The organism is bacterium, from assembly GCA_016124905.1.
Classification (GTDB): domain Bacteria; phylum Pseudomonadota; class Alphaproteobacteria; order Rickettsiales; family RI-342; genus RI-342.
The window spans coordinates 1-14,612 of the sequence record WGMV01000040.1 but is presented as its reverse complement, the minus strand read 5'-3'; the positions used below and the strand labels follow the sequence as shown (position 1 = coordinate 14,612).

Sequence of the window (14,612 nt, the reverse complement as noted above, 5' to 3'; positions counted from 1 at the left end):
ATGAAAAAAAGGAGACCACCATGCCCGCCTCCAAAAAAGCTGCAGCAAAAACCAAAAAACCAGCCCTCGAATCCGTAGCCAAAAAATCCCCACTCCCCACATGGGACCTCACGGATTTCTACCCCTCCCACACCCATGCGTCGGTCAAAGCAGACATTGAGAAAGTCGCGAAAGATGCCGTCTCGTTTCAGAAATCCTACCAGGGCAAAGTATCCAAACTCTCCGGCGATGAACTCGGCAAAGCCATCTCGAAATACGAAAACCTTCACGAACTCATCGGCAAGCTCGGCAGCTACGCCTCACTGCTGAATGCCACCGACATGCTCAATGGCGATTACACCCGCTTCTACCAGAACACGCTCGAAGCCCTGAACGAACACACCACGCACCTGATTTTCTTTTCGCTGGAAATCAACGCGCTGGATGAAAAGAAACTCAAGCAGGCGATCAAGGAAAGCAAAAAGCTCGCCCATTATGCTCCCTGGCTCCGCGACGTGCGCATCATGAAGCCCTACCAACTGAGCGAGATTGAAGAGAAACTCCTGCACGAAAAATCCATCACCGGCGCGCAGGCATGGAGCCGCCTGTTCGACGAAACCCTCACGCGCCTGACATTCGAGATGGACGGCAAGAAGATGCAGCTGGAACAGGTCCTCCACCTGCTTTCCGGCAAGGACGCCGCCACACGTAAAAAAGCCGCGCACAGCCTCGGCAAAACCTTCAACGCCAACCTGCCCATCTTCACCACCATCACCAACGTACTGGCCAAAGACAAAGCCATCGAGGACCGTCTGCGCGGCTTCAAGGCCCCCATCTCCAGCCGCAACCTCGCCAACCTGGTGGAAGACGATGTGGTGGACGCACTGCTGAAGGCGGTCAAGAAAAGCTACCCCAAACTCTCCCACCGCTATTACAAAATGAAAGCGGGCTGGTTCAAGCAGAAGCAACTGAATTACTGGGATCGTAATGCCCCCATTCCCGAGGATGCCGATCAACCCTTCACCTGGGAGCGCGCGCGCGACACCGTGCTGGATGCCTATGGCCGCTTCAGCCCCAAACTGCGCGAGCTCGGCCAGGAATTTTTCGACAAACCGTGGATCGACGTGCCCACCCGCCCCGGCAAAGCCACGGGTGCGTTCGCGCATCCCACCGTGCCGTCGGTGCATCCTTACCTGCTGCTCAACTTCCAGGGAAAATTGCGCGATGTCATGACGCTCGCGCACGAGCTCGGCCACGGCGTGCATCAGGTGCTTTCCGCCAAACAGGGTGCGCTGATGGCCGACACCCCGCTGACCCTGGCTGAAACCGCCTCCGTCTTCGGCGAGCAGCTCACCTTTCGTGCCCTGCTTGACCAGCAGAAGGACAAGAAAAAGCGCAAGGCCATGCTTGCTTCCAAAGTGGAGGACATGCTGAATACCGTCGTGCGTCAGGTCGCTTTCTGCGAGTTCGAGCGCCGCATCCATGCCGAACGCGCCAAAGGCGAAATCCCGCAGGAAAAGATCTGCGACATCTGGATGGATGTGCAGAAAGAATCCTTAGGGCCTGCTCTGAAATTCGACGATCACTATCGCGGCTACTGGGCCTATATCTCCCACTTCATCCACTCGCCCTTTTACGTCTATGCCTATGCCTTCGGCGATTGCCTGGTCAACGCCCTCTACGCCGCCTATCTGGAAAAACCCAAAGGCTTTCCGGAGAAATATTTCGCCATGCTCGAGGCCGGTGGCACGCTCCACCACAAGGAGCTTCTCGCCCCCTTCGGCCTGGATGCGACAGCCCCCGCCTTCTGGCAAAAAGGCCTCAACGTCATCTCCGGCTTTATTGATGAGCTTGAAACGCTCTGAGGCGGAAATCCTGCATGCCCTGCTTCGCCGCGTCGGCGGGCAGGGAGGCATGGGCGATCGCCTCGCATGCGCCTGCGCCGGGGTCATGTAATTCCTGCGCAATGGCCAGCACGGCATGAAAGCGATTGATGGCCGCCATCGTCTTGGGCGTGATGCCCTGCTGCGCAATGGCCGCCATCACGCCGCTGCGCCATTCGGCCAATGTCAGGCTGGCGGGGTATTCATCCGTCTGCGGGGGCAGTGGGTTGTGCAGCACGCCGGGGTGGGCAGTCTGCTGCAGCGTCACATCCAGCACGTCATGCAACACCAGCAAGCGCATGGAAACGGGCGATAAGGCGCATTCGATGCTGCGGCGGCTGTGCAGCTTCACATCCGCAATCCGTGCCGCACCGGCCTGCGGCGCCCCAAGCAACGCGCGAAAGCGCGCGGGCTCAATGCGCGCTTCTTCATAGGTCTCGCGAATCGCCGCCGCCATCCAGTCTTCCACAGCAATGATGCTGTCACTCCACGCATCGCCGGTAATCAGGCCGATATCCGGCATGCCGTCCGCATCCAGCATGTCGCGCGTCACCAGCATCATCGGCGTTTCCGGGTGGCGTGATTTCAGGAAGGCCAGCGTCGCCTCGTCAAAATCATTCTGCCGCAGCGCATCCAGCCATTGCACTTCTTCATGCGTGAGTTTCGCCTCATCCTGTCCAAGCAGTTTATCGACAAGCGATGCGTCCATGCCGCATTCCCGCAGCCATGCCGCCAGCGCATCCTGCGTCACATGCTCCATCAAAAACCCGATAAGGCGATCCGGCTTATTCAGCGGCGCGGAAGCCACCTTCCACCCATCCGCCCCGTGCCGCAGCAGGTATAAGTTGACTGATCCCGCCGCCAGCGCGGGCAATTGGGGCGAATCGGTTCCCGTGTAATGCTTCACCGTCGTGGCATAACGGAAATGTCCTGTATCGCGGTCCTCGCTGTAAACCAGCCCGCCCACCTGGCGGTGCTGATAGCCCGCCTGGCGCAGCAGAGACGTCGCGTCGGTCAGAAAATCATTTTCGGTCATGACATGCATCATGCCCTTATACAGCATGATGGCATGACGGTTTCATGAAATTTAGGGGAGAATGCGTGTTACTTCCGGGATAACCAGCAGTTTTTCCGCTTTGGCAGCCCTCGCCAGCGCGTCATGCTTCGGCTCCTCCACATCCAAGGTGCCGCCTTTGATGGGCAGCAGCACTGCGGCCAGCGGGTCGTGCACCGCATGGCCAAGCTGGAGCATGGCATTAAAGCGATTGGCCGCGGCAAGGGTTTCGTTCGTTACACCGACGATGCGAATGGCCGTTTCCACACGCTCCCGCCATTGCCGGAGGTTCAGGACAACGGGCTCTTCCCGCGCTTCGTCGGTAGCGTCATCTTCCACTTCTTCGCTGGCCATTCCCAGGCGCAATCCTTCTTCCATGCAGAGCATGATGAGCTTCTCGTGCCGAAGCGGCCCGTTGGCATCCAGGCTGCGTTTGCTGTGAATCGCCACATCAAATTCGCCCATCTGTTTTCCAAGATGGATGGAATCCAGCTCCACCCCGGCTTCTTCCCGGCTCTCACGAATGGCGGCCGCCCGCCATGGCTCAACCTTGACATTATCATTGCCGCAAACAGCCATGAGCGCAGCTAAATAACGCCTGTCCGTTTCGCGTGAGCCGCCGCGCGCAGTCCTGAGGTCAGGCACCAGCTCATCGATCATGGTTTCCTTCCAGCCCAGCACATGCTTCAGGAATTTGCGTTGCTCCTCAGGTTTGTTCAGCGGGCCTTTGAGGAAAACGGGCGCCTCGATCCAGGCAAAAAGCTTGTCGTTTTCATGTTCCAGGCTGAAAGCATCTCCAAATATCGGCCGAAGATAATCCTCCAGATGGGTCCAATATTCATCTGCCGGCAAGTCATTAGCCTCGCGGAGGTTCCAGTAATGCAGCTGTTCAAGCAGCCTTTCCGCTTTTTTGTAGGTGCTCACATTCACACGAATGCCATTGGGCACATTCAGCCACACATCCTGGGTTCCCGCGGCAAAACTCGGAAGCCCCTCAACATCGCTGTAGGATTTCAGGATAAGCGCGTAATCATAACCATCCGGGTTAGGCTGATAAGCCATCAACTCCACGGGCGCATTATTATGCCCGGCATCGTCAATTGCGGCTTCAGCCAGGCTTTCCAGGCCTTGCCTTTGCTGAATAAGTGCATCAAGATTATGTTTTGTCATTCCAGCCAATCCCAGTTTATGAACACCACTCCCCCTGACCTAAGCGCGCCCAATTGGCTTGAGCCATGGCTGAAGAAAGAGGGGCCCGTGTCTGTCGCACGGTTTATGGAGGCGGCACTTTTACACCCGGAACATGGCTATTACAACAGGCAATCCGTGTTCGGTTCCGGGGGCGATTTCATCACATCCCCCGACATTTCCCAGCTTTTTGGCGAGATGCTCGGCATCTGGGTGGCGGACCGCTGGCAGGCCATGGGCAGTCCTGCCCAATGGCAATTGGTTGAACTCGGCCCCGGCCGCGGCACCATGATGGCCGACCTGCTGCGCAGCCTGAACGCACTGGAGCGCGCGATGCCCGGTTTAATGAAAGGGCTCTCGGTACGGCTGGTGGAAGCCAGCCCGGCCCGGCAGCGGGAGCAGCAAACAGCCCTGGCGGCACATGCCCCCATCACTCAATGGCCGGATGAACTGCCGTCCATCGACCGTCCCACCATCCTGGTCGCCAACGAATTTCTGGATGCCCTGCCGATCGAGCAATATCAGCTGATGGAAGGTGGCTGGCATCAGCGCATGGTCGCGCTGGACCAGAATGGCGCCGCTCATTTTACCCTGGCCGATACGGCCGGTCCGTTACCCTGGGTGGAAACGCCGCAACAGGCCTTGCCCGGTTTGATGGCCGAACATTGCCCCGCCGCGCATGAACTGGTGCGCCACCTGGCCGAAGCCAGCCTCACACAACCGCTCTCGGCGCTTTTCATCGACTACGGCTATGCCAATGGCGAAATGGGCGACACGCTTCAAGCTGTGCGGCAGCACCGCTATGCCGATATCCTCGCCACGGCGGGGGAGGCCGACCTCACCGCGCATGTGGATTTTCTCCGTCTGCTGCAAACGGCGCAGGCTGCCGGTGCCGCCTCCTTTGGCGCCGCCATGCAGGGTGCCTTTCTCACCCGCATGGGCATCGGCGAACGCGCCGCCATGCTGGCAGCCAAGGCGGATGATGCCGCCCGCACGGCCATCGCCCGGGCGGTGGAGCGTCTCATCTCGCCCGATGCCATGGGCGAACTCTTTAAGGCCCTGGCCATTCAGTCGCCACACTTGCCCCCGCCCGCCGGGTTCTTATAATAACCAAAGCGCCCTGGCCTGTTTGAAGGCAGGGCAAATCAGAAAAGACATCCATGACCGAAACCATCGCCATCCCCTCCGTCCAGTCCGATCACCTGCTGCTTAAAGGCATCTCGCATGGCTTCTTCGGCCGCCGTGGCGGTGTGAGCGAAGGCGTGCACGCCACGCTCAACTGTGCGCTCGGCTCGCAGGATGCACGCCCCAGCGTACTGGCCAACCGCGCGCTGGTGGCACAATCCATCGGCGCCGCGCCGGAGCGGCTTATCACGCTCAAACAGATTCACAGCCCCACCTGCCATATCATTGCCGGTGAAGAGGATTTCGATACCGTCTATTACAGCGAAGGCGATGCAATGGTCACGAAGCTGCCCGGCATCGCGCTCGGCATTTTAACGGCCGATTGCCCGCCCGTCCTTTTCGCCGACCCTGCCTCAGGTGTCATCGGTGCCGCCCATGCGGGTTGGAAAGGCGCCTTCACCGGCGTGCTGCTCTCCACCATCGTCGCCATGGAATCCCTCGGCGCCAGCAGGCACAACATCCGCGCCAGCATCGGTCCCTGTATCGCGCAGTCATCCTATGAAGTGGACGACGCCTTCCGTCAGCGTTTTCTGGATCAGAAACCCACCAACGCGCAATTCTTCACACCCGGCAAACCCGGCCACCATCAGTTTGACCTTAAGGGCTACAACCGCCACCAATTGCAGACAAGCGGCATCCGACAGATCGACATCCTGCCGGACGACACCTACGCCGACGAGCAGGGCTATTTCAGCTTCCGCCGCACAACGCACCGTAACGAACCGGATTACGGCCGCCAGCTCTCCGTCATCATGAGGCAGGGATGAAACTGACCATCCGCACCATCGCCATGCAGGATGTCGCGGCCGTGGCGCGCATGGCGCAGCGGCTTGCCGCCAGCGAAGGTGAAGGCAGAACGGAATTTAACGAAGAAGCCATCCGGCGCGATGTGCTGTGCCAGCACCCGCATTGCGTCATCTGGGTGGCGGAAGCCGGGGGCCAGCCCGTTGCTTTCCTGATGGCCTATCCGGGTTACGACATGCTCTCCGCCAGCACGGGTTGGCATCTGGGCGATCTTTGGGTGGAGCCGGGCTTTCGCCGCCAGGGCATTGCCACGCAGCTCGTCCTGGCGCTCGCGGCACAGGCGAAAGACCATGGCAGCCGCTGGATCAGCCTCACACGCCTAAAGCAAAATCACGAAGCCAAGGAATTTTACACCAAGCTCGGCTTTTTCGAACGCTGGGACGTCTGCTTCCATGCCGCCGGTGGCGATGCCTTCCTGTCATTGGCCAATGCATCCGGCGGCATGCAGGCGATGCTGCTATGAACGCCGAAACGCAAGTCCCCACGCCCTGCGTGAAAGTGTGCAAGCTTGATCCCGACACGGGCTACTGCCTCGGCTGCTTCCGCACGCGGGAGGAGGTTGCCAATTGGCTGACCATGACGGACGATGAAAAACGCGCCGTCTGGGCAAGCTTTGAAGCGCGGCAGGAAGAGATGCTGCGCAGCCTGAGGGGAGAAGCATAATGCAAGTGGTGCTCATCGGTTTCGGCAATATGGGCCGCGCGCTGGCATCGGGCTGGCTCTCATCGCTTGCGGATGCGACCATCCACGCGGTGGACCCCCACGCCCAGCCGATGGACGGCATCCACCTGCATAAAGACCTGTCCGGCCTTCCATCCTCCCTCACGCCCGATGCCGTCATCCTTGCCGTTAAACCGCAACAGATGACCCACGTTCTTCCACTTCTTGCGGAGCAGCCCTGGATGAAGGCCTCGCTTCTTCTCTCCATCGCCGCGGGCACGCGCATCACCACATTCCAGCATGCGCTCGGCGAATCACAGCCCGTCATCCGCGCCATGCCCAACACACCCGCGTTGATTGGCCAGGGCATGACGGGCCTGGTGGCGAACCGCACCGCAACAGCCGCCCAGCGCCACCTTGCCGAAACGCTGATGCAGTCCGTCGGCAAAACCCTCTGGCTGGAGGATGAAAGCCAGATGGACGCCTACACCGCACTCGCCGGCAGCGGCCCCGCCTATCTGTTTTATTTCATCGAATGCCTCACCGAGGCGGGCGTGGCCCAAGGCCTTTCCTCCGAGGTCGCACGCGTAGCCGCCATCCAGACCATGCTCGGCGCCTCCATGCTTGCCGCGGCATCCACCGACGATGTTGCCACCCTGCGTGCGCGCGTCACCAGCCCCGGCGGCACCACGGCCGCCGCGCTTGAGGTGTTCATGGCGCCATCAGGCATGAAGCCGTTGGTGAAGCAGGGGATCCTGCAGGCCACCCAGCGTGGAAAGGAACTGGGCAAATAAACGTCAAAGCCGCCGGATGATGGCCCCAATCGGCGTGATTTTTTGAAGCAGCCTGGCAACGCCGTGCTGGAGGCTGCGCATGAAGGGCGCATACAGCACCAGAGGCATGGCCACCAGCGCAATGGCAACCGACCCCACCGCGATATCCGTAAACCAGTGCGCCCCGCTGAACAGGCGCGGCAGGCAGAACAGCACCGCAAGCAGGGTGGTCGGCCTTCCATAAACACGCCCCATTTTCGCTACCGCAAACCAGGCGAACATCAGCAGCACCGCCGCATGGTCACCGGGAAAGCTGCCTTCCGAACTATCTTTCGGCATGGCCCAGGGCTGTAGTTGCGACAGCTTGTAAACCGGCGTCAGCACCAGGCTCGGGCTCAGGCGCGACACATCCAGCGCCAGCCGCTGCGCCTGCATCACCACCAGCGCGAACAGAATCATGATGCCGCCCGCCGCCACACGCTCAAACCGTGCCTCGCCATCCGTGCTGCGCACCCATGCCACCAGCATGCCCACCATGATGAGCCCGACCACCACATCCGCCAGCCGGTTATTTGCCACCGCCAGGATGATCTGCAACGGCCCATGCGCCAGCAGCCCGTTCAAATGATAAAACACCACCCTGTCCGCCACGTCCCACAAGGCCCGCGTCTGCGGCCATACCAGCCAGCTCGCCACCAGCGCCGCCGCCAGCAGCCAGTAACCCATTAAGCGTACCATATTTGCCTCCTTACGCGGGACGCTGTCCCGCACCCTGCTAGGGGTCTAGACCCCTAGAACCCCATTATTTCTTTAGCGGCCCCATGTGTGGGGCCGCTAAAGAAATCCCGGGATCCAAGGGCCTAGGCCCTTGGTGGGGTGGGTGGGGGCAACGCCCCCGCGTCAGGCCGCAAGCAAGGAGCGTAACGGCGTCTGGCTGCGTGCACCGATATGGGTGATGATATGGCCTGCGAGTTTGGAGCCGAGCGTTCCGGCTTCCTCCAGCGACATGCCGTGCGTCAGTCCGTAGAGCACGCCGCTGGCATAAAGGTCGCCCGCGCCGGTCGTGTCCACCACGGGACCCGCGGTGATGGCGGGGATGACCACCTCATCGCGCCCGCGCACCAGCACGGATCCTTTTTCGCTGCGGGTGATGGCGGCCATGTGCACCCATTCGCGCAATTTGTTTTTGCCTGCATCGAAGTCGCTTTCGCCGGTCAGCGCTTCCAGTTCGCTTTCATTGGCAAACAGCCAGTCCACGCTGCTTTTGATGAGATCCATGAAGGAGGCGTGGTGGCGTTCCACGCAAAACCGGTCGGAGAGGGTGAAGGCCACGATCGTCTCATGTTTCTGCGCCAGCGCGATGGCCGCGCGCAGCGATTCGATCGTGTTCGGGTCGTCCCACAGATAGCCTTCCACATACAGCACCTTGGCGCGTTTGATGAGCTCCTCGTCCATGTCCGCCACGCTAAGGAGGTTGCTGGCGCCGATGAAGGTGTTCATGGTGCGTTGCGCATCGGGTGTGACGAGGATCATGCACAGCGCCGTGCTTTTGCCGCTCGTGGCGGCGGGCGTGGAAAACTGTACGCCGATGCTGTTCATGTCGTGCCGGAAGATGGCGCCGAGCTGGTCCTCATACACTTTGCCGATGAAGCCCGCCTTGCCGCCCAGCTGCGCGATGCCCGCCAGGCTGTTGGCGGCGGAGCCGCCGCTGCATTCCATGCTGGTGCTCATGGCGGCATAGATGCTCTTGGCCCGTTCCTCGTCAATCAGGGTCATGGCGCCTTTGGCCATGCCATGCGTAATCAGAAAACCGTCATCGCAATTGGCCAGCACATCCACAATGGCATTGCCAATGCCCACTACGTCCAGATCTTTGTTCACGCATTTTCTCCTATTGTGTTGGCATATTGGTTGGCGTTTTCCAGGTCGTCGGGTGTATCCACCGCCAGCGGGGCTTTTTCCACCGTGGCCACGTGGATGCGCATGCCCGCTTCCAGCGCGCGCAGCTGTTCCAGCTTCTCAATATGTTCCAGCGCGCTTGGCGGCAGTGCGACGAACCGCTCCAGCGCCGCGCGCCGGTAGGCATAAATGCCGATATGCTCCCAGCCCCAGATATCGCCCTTTTTATGCCCGTGCCCGCTGAAGGGCAGGGCGGCACGGCTGAAATAAAGCGCCCTTCCACCCGGTGCGGTATTTCCGGCGAACACGGCCTTAACGATATGATGCTTGTGCCATGCCCCCTCATGCGTGATAGGGCAGGCCAGGGTATTGATGTCGGCATCGGCCACGGCAGCCGCCTTTCGCACATCCTCCGGCGCAATAAAGGGAAGGTCGCCCTGAAGATTAACAATGACCTCGGCATCCCGGCCCTGCGCGAACTGCTGAAAGGCGTTCCATATGCGGTCCGTCCCGCTCGGCAGATCCGACGGCGTCATGATGGCCGTGCCTCCGGCCGTTTCGATGGCGGTTTTAATTCCCTCATGGTCGGTCGCCACCGCCACGGGGCCGATGCCCGCTTTCATGGCCTGATGCCATACCCTCACGACCATCGGCATACCGCCGATTTCCTTTAATGGCTTCCCCGGCAACCGGGCGGAAGCCATTCGGGCGGGAATGAGGATGCATGTTTTCATCGCCAAACAAACCTTAGTGGACAAACCATTGTAAACTTCGTACATAACTCGCAGCGTGTGGCTGGACAACTAACCCATTATAAGGGGGCTGCGTCACGCGCAAGCCTAACCGTTTAATTCCAAGCCTAACCCTTTAGGTGCTCGCCCATGAACTCGTTCGAATTGAATAAGATTGCCGCCGCCATCCTTCTTTCCGGCCTTATCGCCATGATCGTCGGTACCGTCACCGGCGCATTGTACGACCCCCATCACGATGCGACCAAGCGCGGCTTCAAGGTGGAAGTGGCGGAAGAGGAAACGGGCGCTGCCGTCGCCGCCGAACCCGCCAAACCTGAAGTGCTGGATGTGAAGGCCCTGATGGCCGCCGCCGATGCCAAGCGCGGCGAAGCGGTAGTAAAAAAATGCGCCGCCTGCCACGATTTCACCAAGGGCGGCCCAAACCGCGTCGGCCCGAATCTCTACGGCATCGTCGGCAACAAGAAAGCCCATGCGGCTGACTTCGCTTACTCCAAGGCCATGCAGGAAAAAGGCGGCACCTGGACCGAGGAAGACCTGCTGCACTTCCTGAAAAAGCCGAAGGATTTCGTGCCGGGCACCAAAATGTCCTTCGCGGGCATTGCCAAACCGGAAGAACGCGCCGACCTGGTGGCGTATCTGAGCACGCTGAAATAAGCCTTTCTCTTTTCGGAAAGCCCAACCCGCAGGATTTTTATGGAGCCCAACCTCACCCGCAAGCCTCTGGATAGCGGCGGCCGGTGTGAGGTTGGCGCAAAACCCGGTCGGCCGGAGCGGCGATCGCGGTTAAAGCATGCTGCTGCGCTGGCTCTGTCCTTCTGGGTGCTGGTTGTGGCACCCATCCACGCCCTGGCGCTGGATGAAGACCTCGACACGCTCGACGAGGTCCAGACCACCCACGGCATCACGCTGATGGACAAACTGAAATACCCCAAAGACTTCACCCATCTCGATTACGTCAACCCCGATGCCCCGAAGGGCGGATCGGTAAGGCTGGCCGCCATCGGCACCTTTGATAGCCTCAACCCTTTCATCCTGCGCGGCGTCGGCGCCAATTCCATCGGCCTGCTGTTCGACACGCTGCTGGATAATGTGGAAGATGAGGCCTCCAGCGAATACGGCCTGCTGGCGGAGTCTGTTCGTCGTCCCAAGGATAACCGCTGGGTGGAATATGTGCTGCGGCCGGAGGCGAAATTCCGCGACGGTTCTCCCGTCACCGCGGCCGATGTGGTCTGGACCTTTAACATGCTGCGCGAGAAGGGCCACCCCGTCTACCGCGCCTATTACCGCGACGTGGAAAAGGCCGAGGCGAAAGACGCCCGCACCGTGCGCTTTACCTTCAAACATGGCGACAACCGCGAGCTGGCCCTCATCCTCGGCCAGTTCCCGATTACCTCTAAAGCCTTTTACGAAAAGCACGACGTCACCCAGCCCGGCCTGCTCGCGCCCATGGGCAGCGGGCCTTACGAGGTGGCCGAGGCCATCCCCGGCAAAAGCATCCGCTACAAGCGCCGTGACGGTTACTGGGCAAAGAACCTGCCCATCAACCGCGGCCGCTATAATTTCGACACCATCCAGGTGGATTACTACCGCGACGAGACAGTGGCCATCGAAGCGCTGAAAGCCGGTGAATATGATTTCCGTCAGGAGAACATCGCCCGCCTCTGGGCCAAGGCCTACAACACCCCTGCGATTCAGAGCGGCAAACTGAAGAAGGAGGAAATCTCCCACAAAATCCCAACCGGCATGCAGGGTTTCATCTTCAACCTGCGCCGCGACAAGTTCAAAAACTGCCTGACACGGGAAGCCATCACGCTGGCATTCAACTTCGAATGGGCCAACAAAAATCTCTTTTACAGCGGCTACCATCGCAGCCTCAGCTATTTCAGCAATTCCGAGCTGGCCAGCAGCGGCCTTCCTTCCAATGACGAACTGAACCTGCTTAAGCGCTGGGAAAGCAAGCTGCCGCCGCAACTCTTCACCACGCCGTTTAGCCTGCCGGTCAATGAGGAACCCGGCGACATGCGCGCCAACCTCATTAAGGCGAAGGAGCTGCTCACCCGCGCGGGCTGGCTGGTGAAGAACGGCCAGCTGGTAGACGGCATGACCGGGGAGCCCTTCACCATCGAATTCCTCATCGACATGCCCTCCATGGAGCGCGTGCTGGCTTCCCTGGTGCAGAACCTCAAGCGCCTGGGCATCGACGCCCGCATCCGCCTGGTAGACGATGCGCAATTCCAGAAACGGCTGGAACAGTTCGATTTCGATATGGTGACCGATGTCATTCCCCAGTCCATGAGCCCTGGTAATGAGCAAATCGACTTCTGGCATTCCAGCAAGGCCAACGTGCAGGGCAGCCGCAACCTCGCCGGTCTGCAAAACCCTGCCGTGGATGCGCTGGTGGAATCCATTGTCTCCGCCCCTAACCGCACGGCCCTGGTCACCGCCACCCATGCGCTCGACCGCGTGCTACTGAACGAATACATCGCCATCCCCGGTTGGCACCTCAAGAGCTTCCGCATCATCTACTGGGATAAATTCGGCCGCCCCGACAAGCGCCCCGACTATGGCCTCGGCTTCCCTCACACCTGGTGGAGCAAATCCGCCGAGCCGGCAAAACACTAGGCTTTGTCATCAATTTTTCGCATTTCTGTCACGATTTGTTCCTCCTCGCCCATTAGCGTGAGCGCAGAAATTGGAGGATGAAATGACCACAGTTAAGCAAGCCACAGTTAAACAAGATGGTGTGTTCAGTACGGTAATCATTAGCCCGGGCTCATCCAATGTGGATGCAATGCTTGCGGATTATGCGGCGCAGGCCATTCCGTTGGTGGCAAATGGCTACCCGGCACAGCAAGATGAATTGATCCTCACCGGGCTTAACCTGGAGGGGGCCGCCACAATGGCGCATCAATGGAACATCGAGGACGGATCTCAAGGCGATTTGATCATCGTGGATCATACGGACACAACGCAGCAGGAAGCCATGGCCGTTCCTGTCTACACCGCCGTTTAGCGCGGCTATATCGCAAACGCCGACGGGCAATAATCCGCAATCGCGCATTCCGCGCATTTCGGCGCCCGCGCCTTGCACACATAGCGCCCGTGCAAAATCAGCCAGTAGTGCGCATGCTGCATCCATTTCTCCGGGATCACTTTCAGCAGGTCCTGTTCCACCGCCTCGGGTGTTTTTCCACGGCTGAAGCCCAGCCGGTGCGCCAGGCGGAACACATGCGTATCCACCGCCATGGTCGGCTGGCCGAAGGCGCAGTTGAGGATCACATTGGCCGTCTTGCGGCCCACGCCGGGCAGGCGCATCAGGTCCTCATGCTTATCCGGCACACGGCTGCCATATTCCTCCACCAGCATGCGCGAAAGCGCGATCACGTTCTTCGCCTTGGCCTTATACAGGCCGATGGTCTTGATATAGCCCTCCAGCCGCTCCACCCCGAGCGCGGCCATCTTTTCCGGCGTGTTGGCAATGGTAAACAGGGCAGGGGTTGCCTTGTTCACGCCCGCATCCGTCGCCTGGGCGGAAAGCACCACCGCCACCAGCAGCGTAAAATGATTGGTAAAATGCAGTTCCGTCTCCGGATGCGGGTTCAGGCCGGATAAAATTGCAAAGATTTTATCCGCCCGCTTCTGCAATAAGGCATAGCTTTCCTTGGCCATTGTACCATCGTCGAACAGCTTGAAAACACTGGGCTCAAATAGATTTTGTGCACTGCACAAAAGCGCTTGACGAACCCATTTTCAGAGCGTATAAGGAAGTCAGTTAAGGTGCAAGCTGCGCCTTCTTTTGTATACCTATTGTTTTTTCCAAAGGGGTTTCCCATGGCTACCAACAAAACTGCCAACAATTTTGGCAATTTTCCCGATTACAGCAAAATGTTCGCTGAATTCCGTCTTCCGTCCGTAGATTTCACCAGCTTTTTCAACATCCAGCGCCGCAACATGGAAGCCTTCTCCGCTGCCCATCAGGTTCTGGCTGAAAGCTTCCAGGCTCTGTCCCGCCGCCAGGCTGAACTGATGCAGGAGCAACTCGAAGGCGTGCTGAAAAACGCCAAAGACGTGCTCGGTGCCGGTTCTCCGGAAGCCGGTGCTGCCAAGCAGGCCGACTATGCTAAACATTGGATGGCCAATTCCTTCAACAACTTCCGCGAACTGGCCGAAATGGCCTCCAAATCCAACGTGGAAGTGCTGGACGTCATCAGCAACCGCGTGGTGAAGAACATTGAAGAGTTCGGCGAAGCCGTCAAGAAAGCTGCTTAATCGCGCTTTTGATTCTGTCAAAAGGCCCGGGCATTGCCCCGGGCCTTTTTTCTTGCCAAAACGCTTTGACAAGCGCGTTCTGGCAGCGTATGTAGGCCCCTCTGAATTTCCTCGCCATGGCGAGGGCATGTAGCTCAGGTGGTTAGAGCGCACGCCTGATAAGCGT

At 59.5% G+C, this 14,612-nt stretch carries 16 protein-coding genes; 10 read left to right on the top strand and 6 right to left on the bottom strand.

The window, feature by feature from the left end:
• Window positions 1-20: 20 nt before the first annotated feature.
• Complete coding sequence (locus tag GC177_09945; GenBank protein MBI1276274.1) at window positions 21-1,844, top strand: M3 family oligoendopeptidase; 1,824 nt, start codon at window positions 21-23, stop codon at window positions 1,842-1,844.
• On the opposite strand, the gene GC177_09940 is transcribed toward GC177_09945, so the two are convergent.
• Both GC177_09940 and GC177_09935 read right to left on the bottom strand, forming a co-directional pair.
• Window positions 1,819-2,898: a hypothetical protein gene (locus GC177_09940; protein MBI1276273.1), complete on the bottom strand. Its 1,080-nt coding sequence runs from the start codon at window positions 2,896-2,898 to the stop codon at window positions 1,819-1,821. The genes GC177_09945 and GC177_09940 overlap by 26 nt on opposite strands.
• Window positions 2,899-2,949: 51 nt before the next feature.
• Window positions 2,950-3,576, bottom strand: coding sequence for a hypothetical protein (locus GC177_09935; protein ID MBI1276272.1), 627 nt, complete (start codon window positions 3,574-3,576; stop codon window positions 2,950-2,952).
• A 21-nt stretch (window positions 3,577-3,597) separates the two neighbouring features.
• Here GC177_09935 and GC177_09930 point away from each other — a divergent pair, with 21 nt between their 5' ends.
• The 5 genes from GC177_09930 to GC177_09910 are packed head-to-tail and all read left to right on the top strand — an operon-like array spanning window position 3,598 to window position 7,547.
• Window positions 3,598-5,211 carry a hypothetical protein gene (locus GC177_09930; GenBank protein ID MBI1276271.1) on the top strand — a complete coding sequence of 538 codons (1,614 nt, stop codon included), beginning with the start codon at window positions 3,598-3,600 and terminating at the stop codon, window positions 5,209-5,211.
• 53 nt (window positions 5,212-5,264) lie between these two features.
• Window positions 5,265-6,056: a peptidoglycan editing factor PgeF gene (gene pgeF, locus GC177_09925; GenBank protein MBI1276270.1), complete on the top strand. Its 792-nt coding sequence runs from the start codon at window positions 5,265-5,267 to the stop codon at window positions 6,054-6,056.
• Window positions 6,053-6,556, top strand: coding sequence for a GNAT family N-acetyltransferase (locus tag GC177_09920; GenBank protein MBI1276269.1), 504 nt, complete (start codon window positions 6,053-6,055; stop codon window positions 6,554-6,556). Before pgeF ends, GC177_09920 begins: the two co-directional genes overlap by 4 nt.
• Window positions 6,553-6,756 carry a DUF1289 domain-containing protein gene (locus tag GC177_09915; GenBank protein MBI1276268.1) on the top strand — a complete coding sequence of 68 codons (204 nt, stop codon included), beginning with the start codon at window positions 6,553-6,555 and terminating at the stop codon, window positions 6,754-6,756. Before GC177_09920 ends, GC177_09915 begins: the two co-directional genes overlap by 4 nt.
• Window positions 6,756-7,547, top strand: coding sequence for a pyrroline-5-carboxylate reductase (locus GC177_09910; protein MBI1276267.1), 792 nt, complete (start codon window positions 6,756-6,758; stop codon window positions 7,545-7,547). The genes GC177_09915 and GC177_09910 overlap by 1 nt, the downstream gene beginning before the upstream one ends.
• A 3-nt stretch (window positions 7,548-7,550) precedes the next feature.
• On the opposite strand, the gene GC177_09905 is transcribed toward GC177_09910, so the two are convergent.
• The 3 genes from GC177_09905 to GC177_09895 all read right to left on the bottom strand — a co-directional run bounded on the left by GC177_09905 (window position 7,551) and on the right by GC177_09895 (window position 10,159).
• Window positions 7,551-8,264, bottom strand: coding sequence for a phosphatase PAP2 family protein (locus GC177_09905; GenBank protein MBI1276266.1), 714 nt, complete (start codon window positions 8,262-8,264; stop codon window positions 7,551-7,553).
• Window positions 8,265-8,426: 162 nt separating this feature from the next.
• On the bottom strand, window positions 8,427-9,317 hold the full coding sequence (locus GC177_09900; protein ID MBI1276265.1) for an adenosine kinase: 891 nt from the start codon (window positions 9,315-9,317) through the stop codon (window positions 8,427-8,429).
• Between the two features lie 86 nt (window positions 9,318-9,403).
• Window positions 9,404-10,159, bottom strand: coding sequence for a 3-deoxy-manno-octulosonate cytidylyltransferase (locus tag GC177_09895; GenBank protein ID MBI1276264.1), 756 nt, complete (start codon window positions 10,157-10,159; stop codon window positions 9,404-9,406).
• 147 nt (window positions 10,160-10,306) lie between these two features.
• Here GC177_09895 and GC177_09890 point away from each other — a divergent pair, with 147 nt between their 5' ends.
• From GC177_09890 to GC177_09880, 3 genes are all read left to right on the top strand, one after another.
• Window positions 10,307-10,831: a c-type cytochrome gene (locus tag GC177_09890; GenBank protein MBI1276263.1), complete on the top strand. Its 525-nt coding sequence runs from the start codon at window positions 10,307-10,309 to the stop codon at window positions 10,829-10,831.
• A gap of 39 nt (window positions 10,832-10,870) precedes the next feature.
• The gene (locus GC177_09885) at window positions 10,871-12,799 is read left to right on the top strand and encodes an ABC transporter substrate-binding protein (GenBank protein ID MBI1276262.1); all 1,929 of its coding nucleotides are present in this window, start codon (window positions 10,871-10,873) and stop codon (window positions 12,797-12,799) included.
• A gap of 82 nt (window positions 12,800-12,881) precedes the next feature.
• A complete protein-coding gene (locus tag GC177_09880) occupies window positions 12,882-13,190 on the top strand; it encodes a hypothetical protein (GenBank protein ID MBI1276261.1) in 309 nt (102 codons plus the stop codon).
• Window positions 13,191-13,195: 5 nt separating this feature from the next.
• Here the strand turns inward: GC177_09880 and nth are convergent, their stop codons facing one another.
• Entirely contained in the window at window positions 13,196-13,846 is a 651-nt protein-coding gene (gene nth / locus GC177_09875; GenBank protein MBI1276260.1) for an endonuclease III, read from the bottom strand.
• A gap of 162 nt (window positions 13,847-14,008) precedes the next feature.
• On the opposite strand from nth, the gene GC177_09870 reads away from it, so the two are divergent.
• Complete coding sequence (locus tag GC177_09870) at window positions 14,009-14,446, top strand: phasin family protein (GenBank protein MBI1276259.1); 438 nt, start codon at window positions 14,009-14,011, stop codon at window positions 14,444-14,446.
• The last annotated feature ends 166 nt before the right edge of the window (window positions 14,447-14,612 follow it).

Excerpts from the sequence above, each read along its gene's own strand:
- GC177_09940 (MBI1276273.1), bottom strand. The coding sequence starts at position 2,898 with ATGACCGAAAATGATTTTCTGACCGACGCGACGTCTCTGCTGCGCCAG.
- GC177_09945 (MBI1276274.1), top strand. The coding sequence starts at position 21 with ATGCCCGCCTCCAAAAAAGCTGCAGCAAAAACCAAAAAACCAGCCCTC.
- GC177_09935 (MBI1276272.1), bottom strand. The coding sequence starts at position 3,576 with ATGATCGATGAGCTGGTGCCTGACCTCAGGACTGCGCGCGGCGGCTCA.
- GC177_09895 (MBI1276264.1), bottom strand. The coding sequence starts at position 10,159 with ATGAAAACATGCATCCTCATTCCCGCCCGAATGGCTTCCGCCCGGTTG.
- GC177_09890 (MBI1276263.1), top strand. The coding sequence starts at position 10,307 with ATGAACTCGTTCGAATTGAATAAGATTGCCGCCGCCATCCTTCTTTCC.
- GC177_09880 (MBI1276261.1), top strand. The coding sequence starts at position 12,882 with ATGACCACAGTTAAGCAAGCCACAGTTAAACAAGATGGTGTGTTCAGT.
- GC177_09930 (MBI1276271.1), top strand. The coding sequence starts at position 3,598 with ATGCTTCAGGAATTTGCGTTGCTCCTCAGGTTTGTTCAGCGGGCCTTT.
- GC177_09920 (MBI1276269.1), top strand. The coding sequence starts at position 6,053 with ATGAAACTGACCATCCGCACCATCGCCATGCAGGATGTCGCGGCCGTG.
- GC177_09910 (MBI1276267.1), top strand. The coding sequence starts at position 6,756 with ATGCAAGTGGTGCTCATCGGTTTCGGCAATATGGGCCGCGCGCTGGCA.
- GC177_09900 (MBI1276265.1), bottom strand. The coding sequence starts at position 9,317 with ATGGCCAAAGGCGCCATGACCCTGATTGACGAGGAACGGGCCAAGAGC.
- GC177_09905 (MBI1276266.1), bottom strand. The coding sequence starts at position 8,264 with ATGGTACGCTTAATGGGTTACTGGCTGCTGGCGGCGGCGCTGGTGGCG.
- GC177_09915 (MBI1276268.1), top strand. The coding sequence starts at position 6,553 with ATGAACGCCGAAACGCAAGTCCCCACGCCCTGCGTGAAAGTGTGCAAG.
- nth (MBI1276260.1), bottom strand. The coding sequence starts at position 13,846 with ATGGCCAAGGAAAGCTATGCCTTATTGCAGAAGCGGGCGGATAAAATC.
- pgeF (MBI1276270.1), top strand. The coding sequence starts at position 5,265 with ATGACCGAAACCATCGCCATCCCCTCCGTCCAGTCCGATCACCTGCTG.
- GC177_09885 (MBI1276262.1), top strand. The coding sequence starts at position 10,871 with ATGGAGCCCAACCTCACCCGCAAGCCTCTGGATAGCGGCGGCCGGTGT.
- GC177_09870 (MBI1276259.1), top strand. The coding sequence starts at position 14,009 with ATGGCTACCAACAAAACTGCCAACAATTTTGGCAATTTTCCCGATTAC.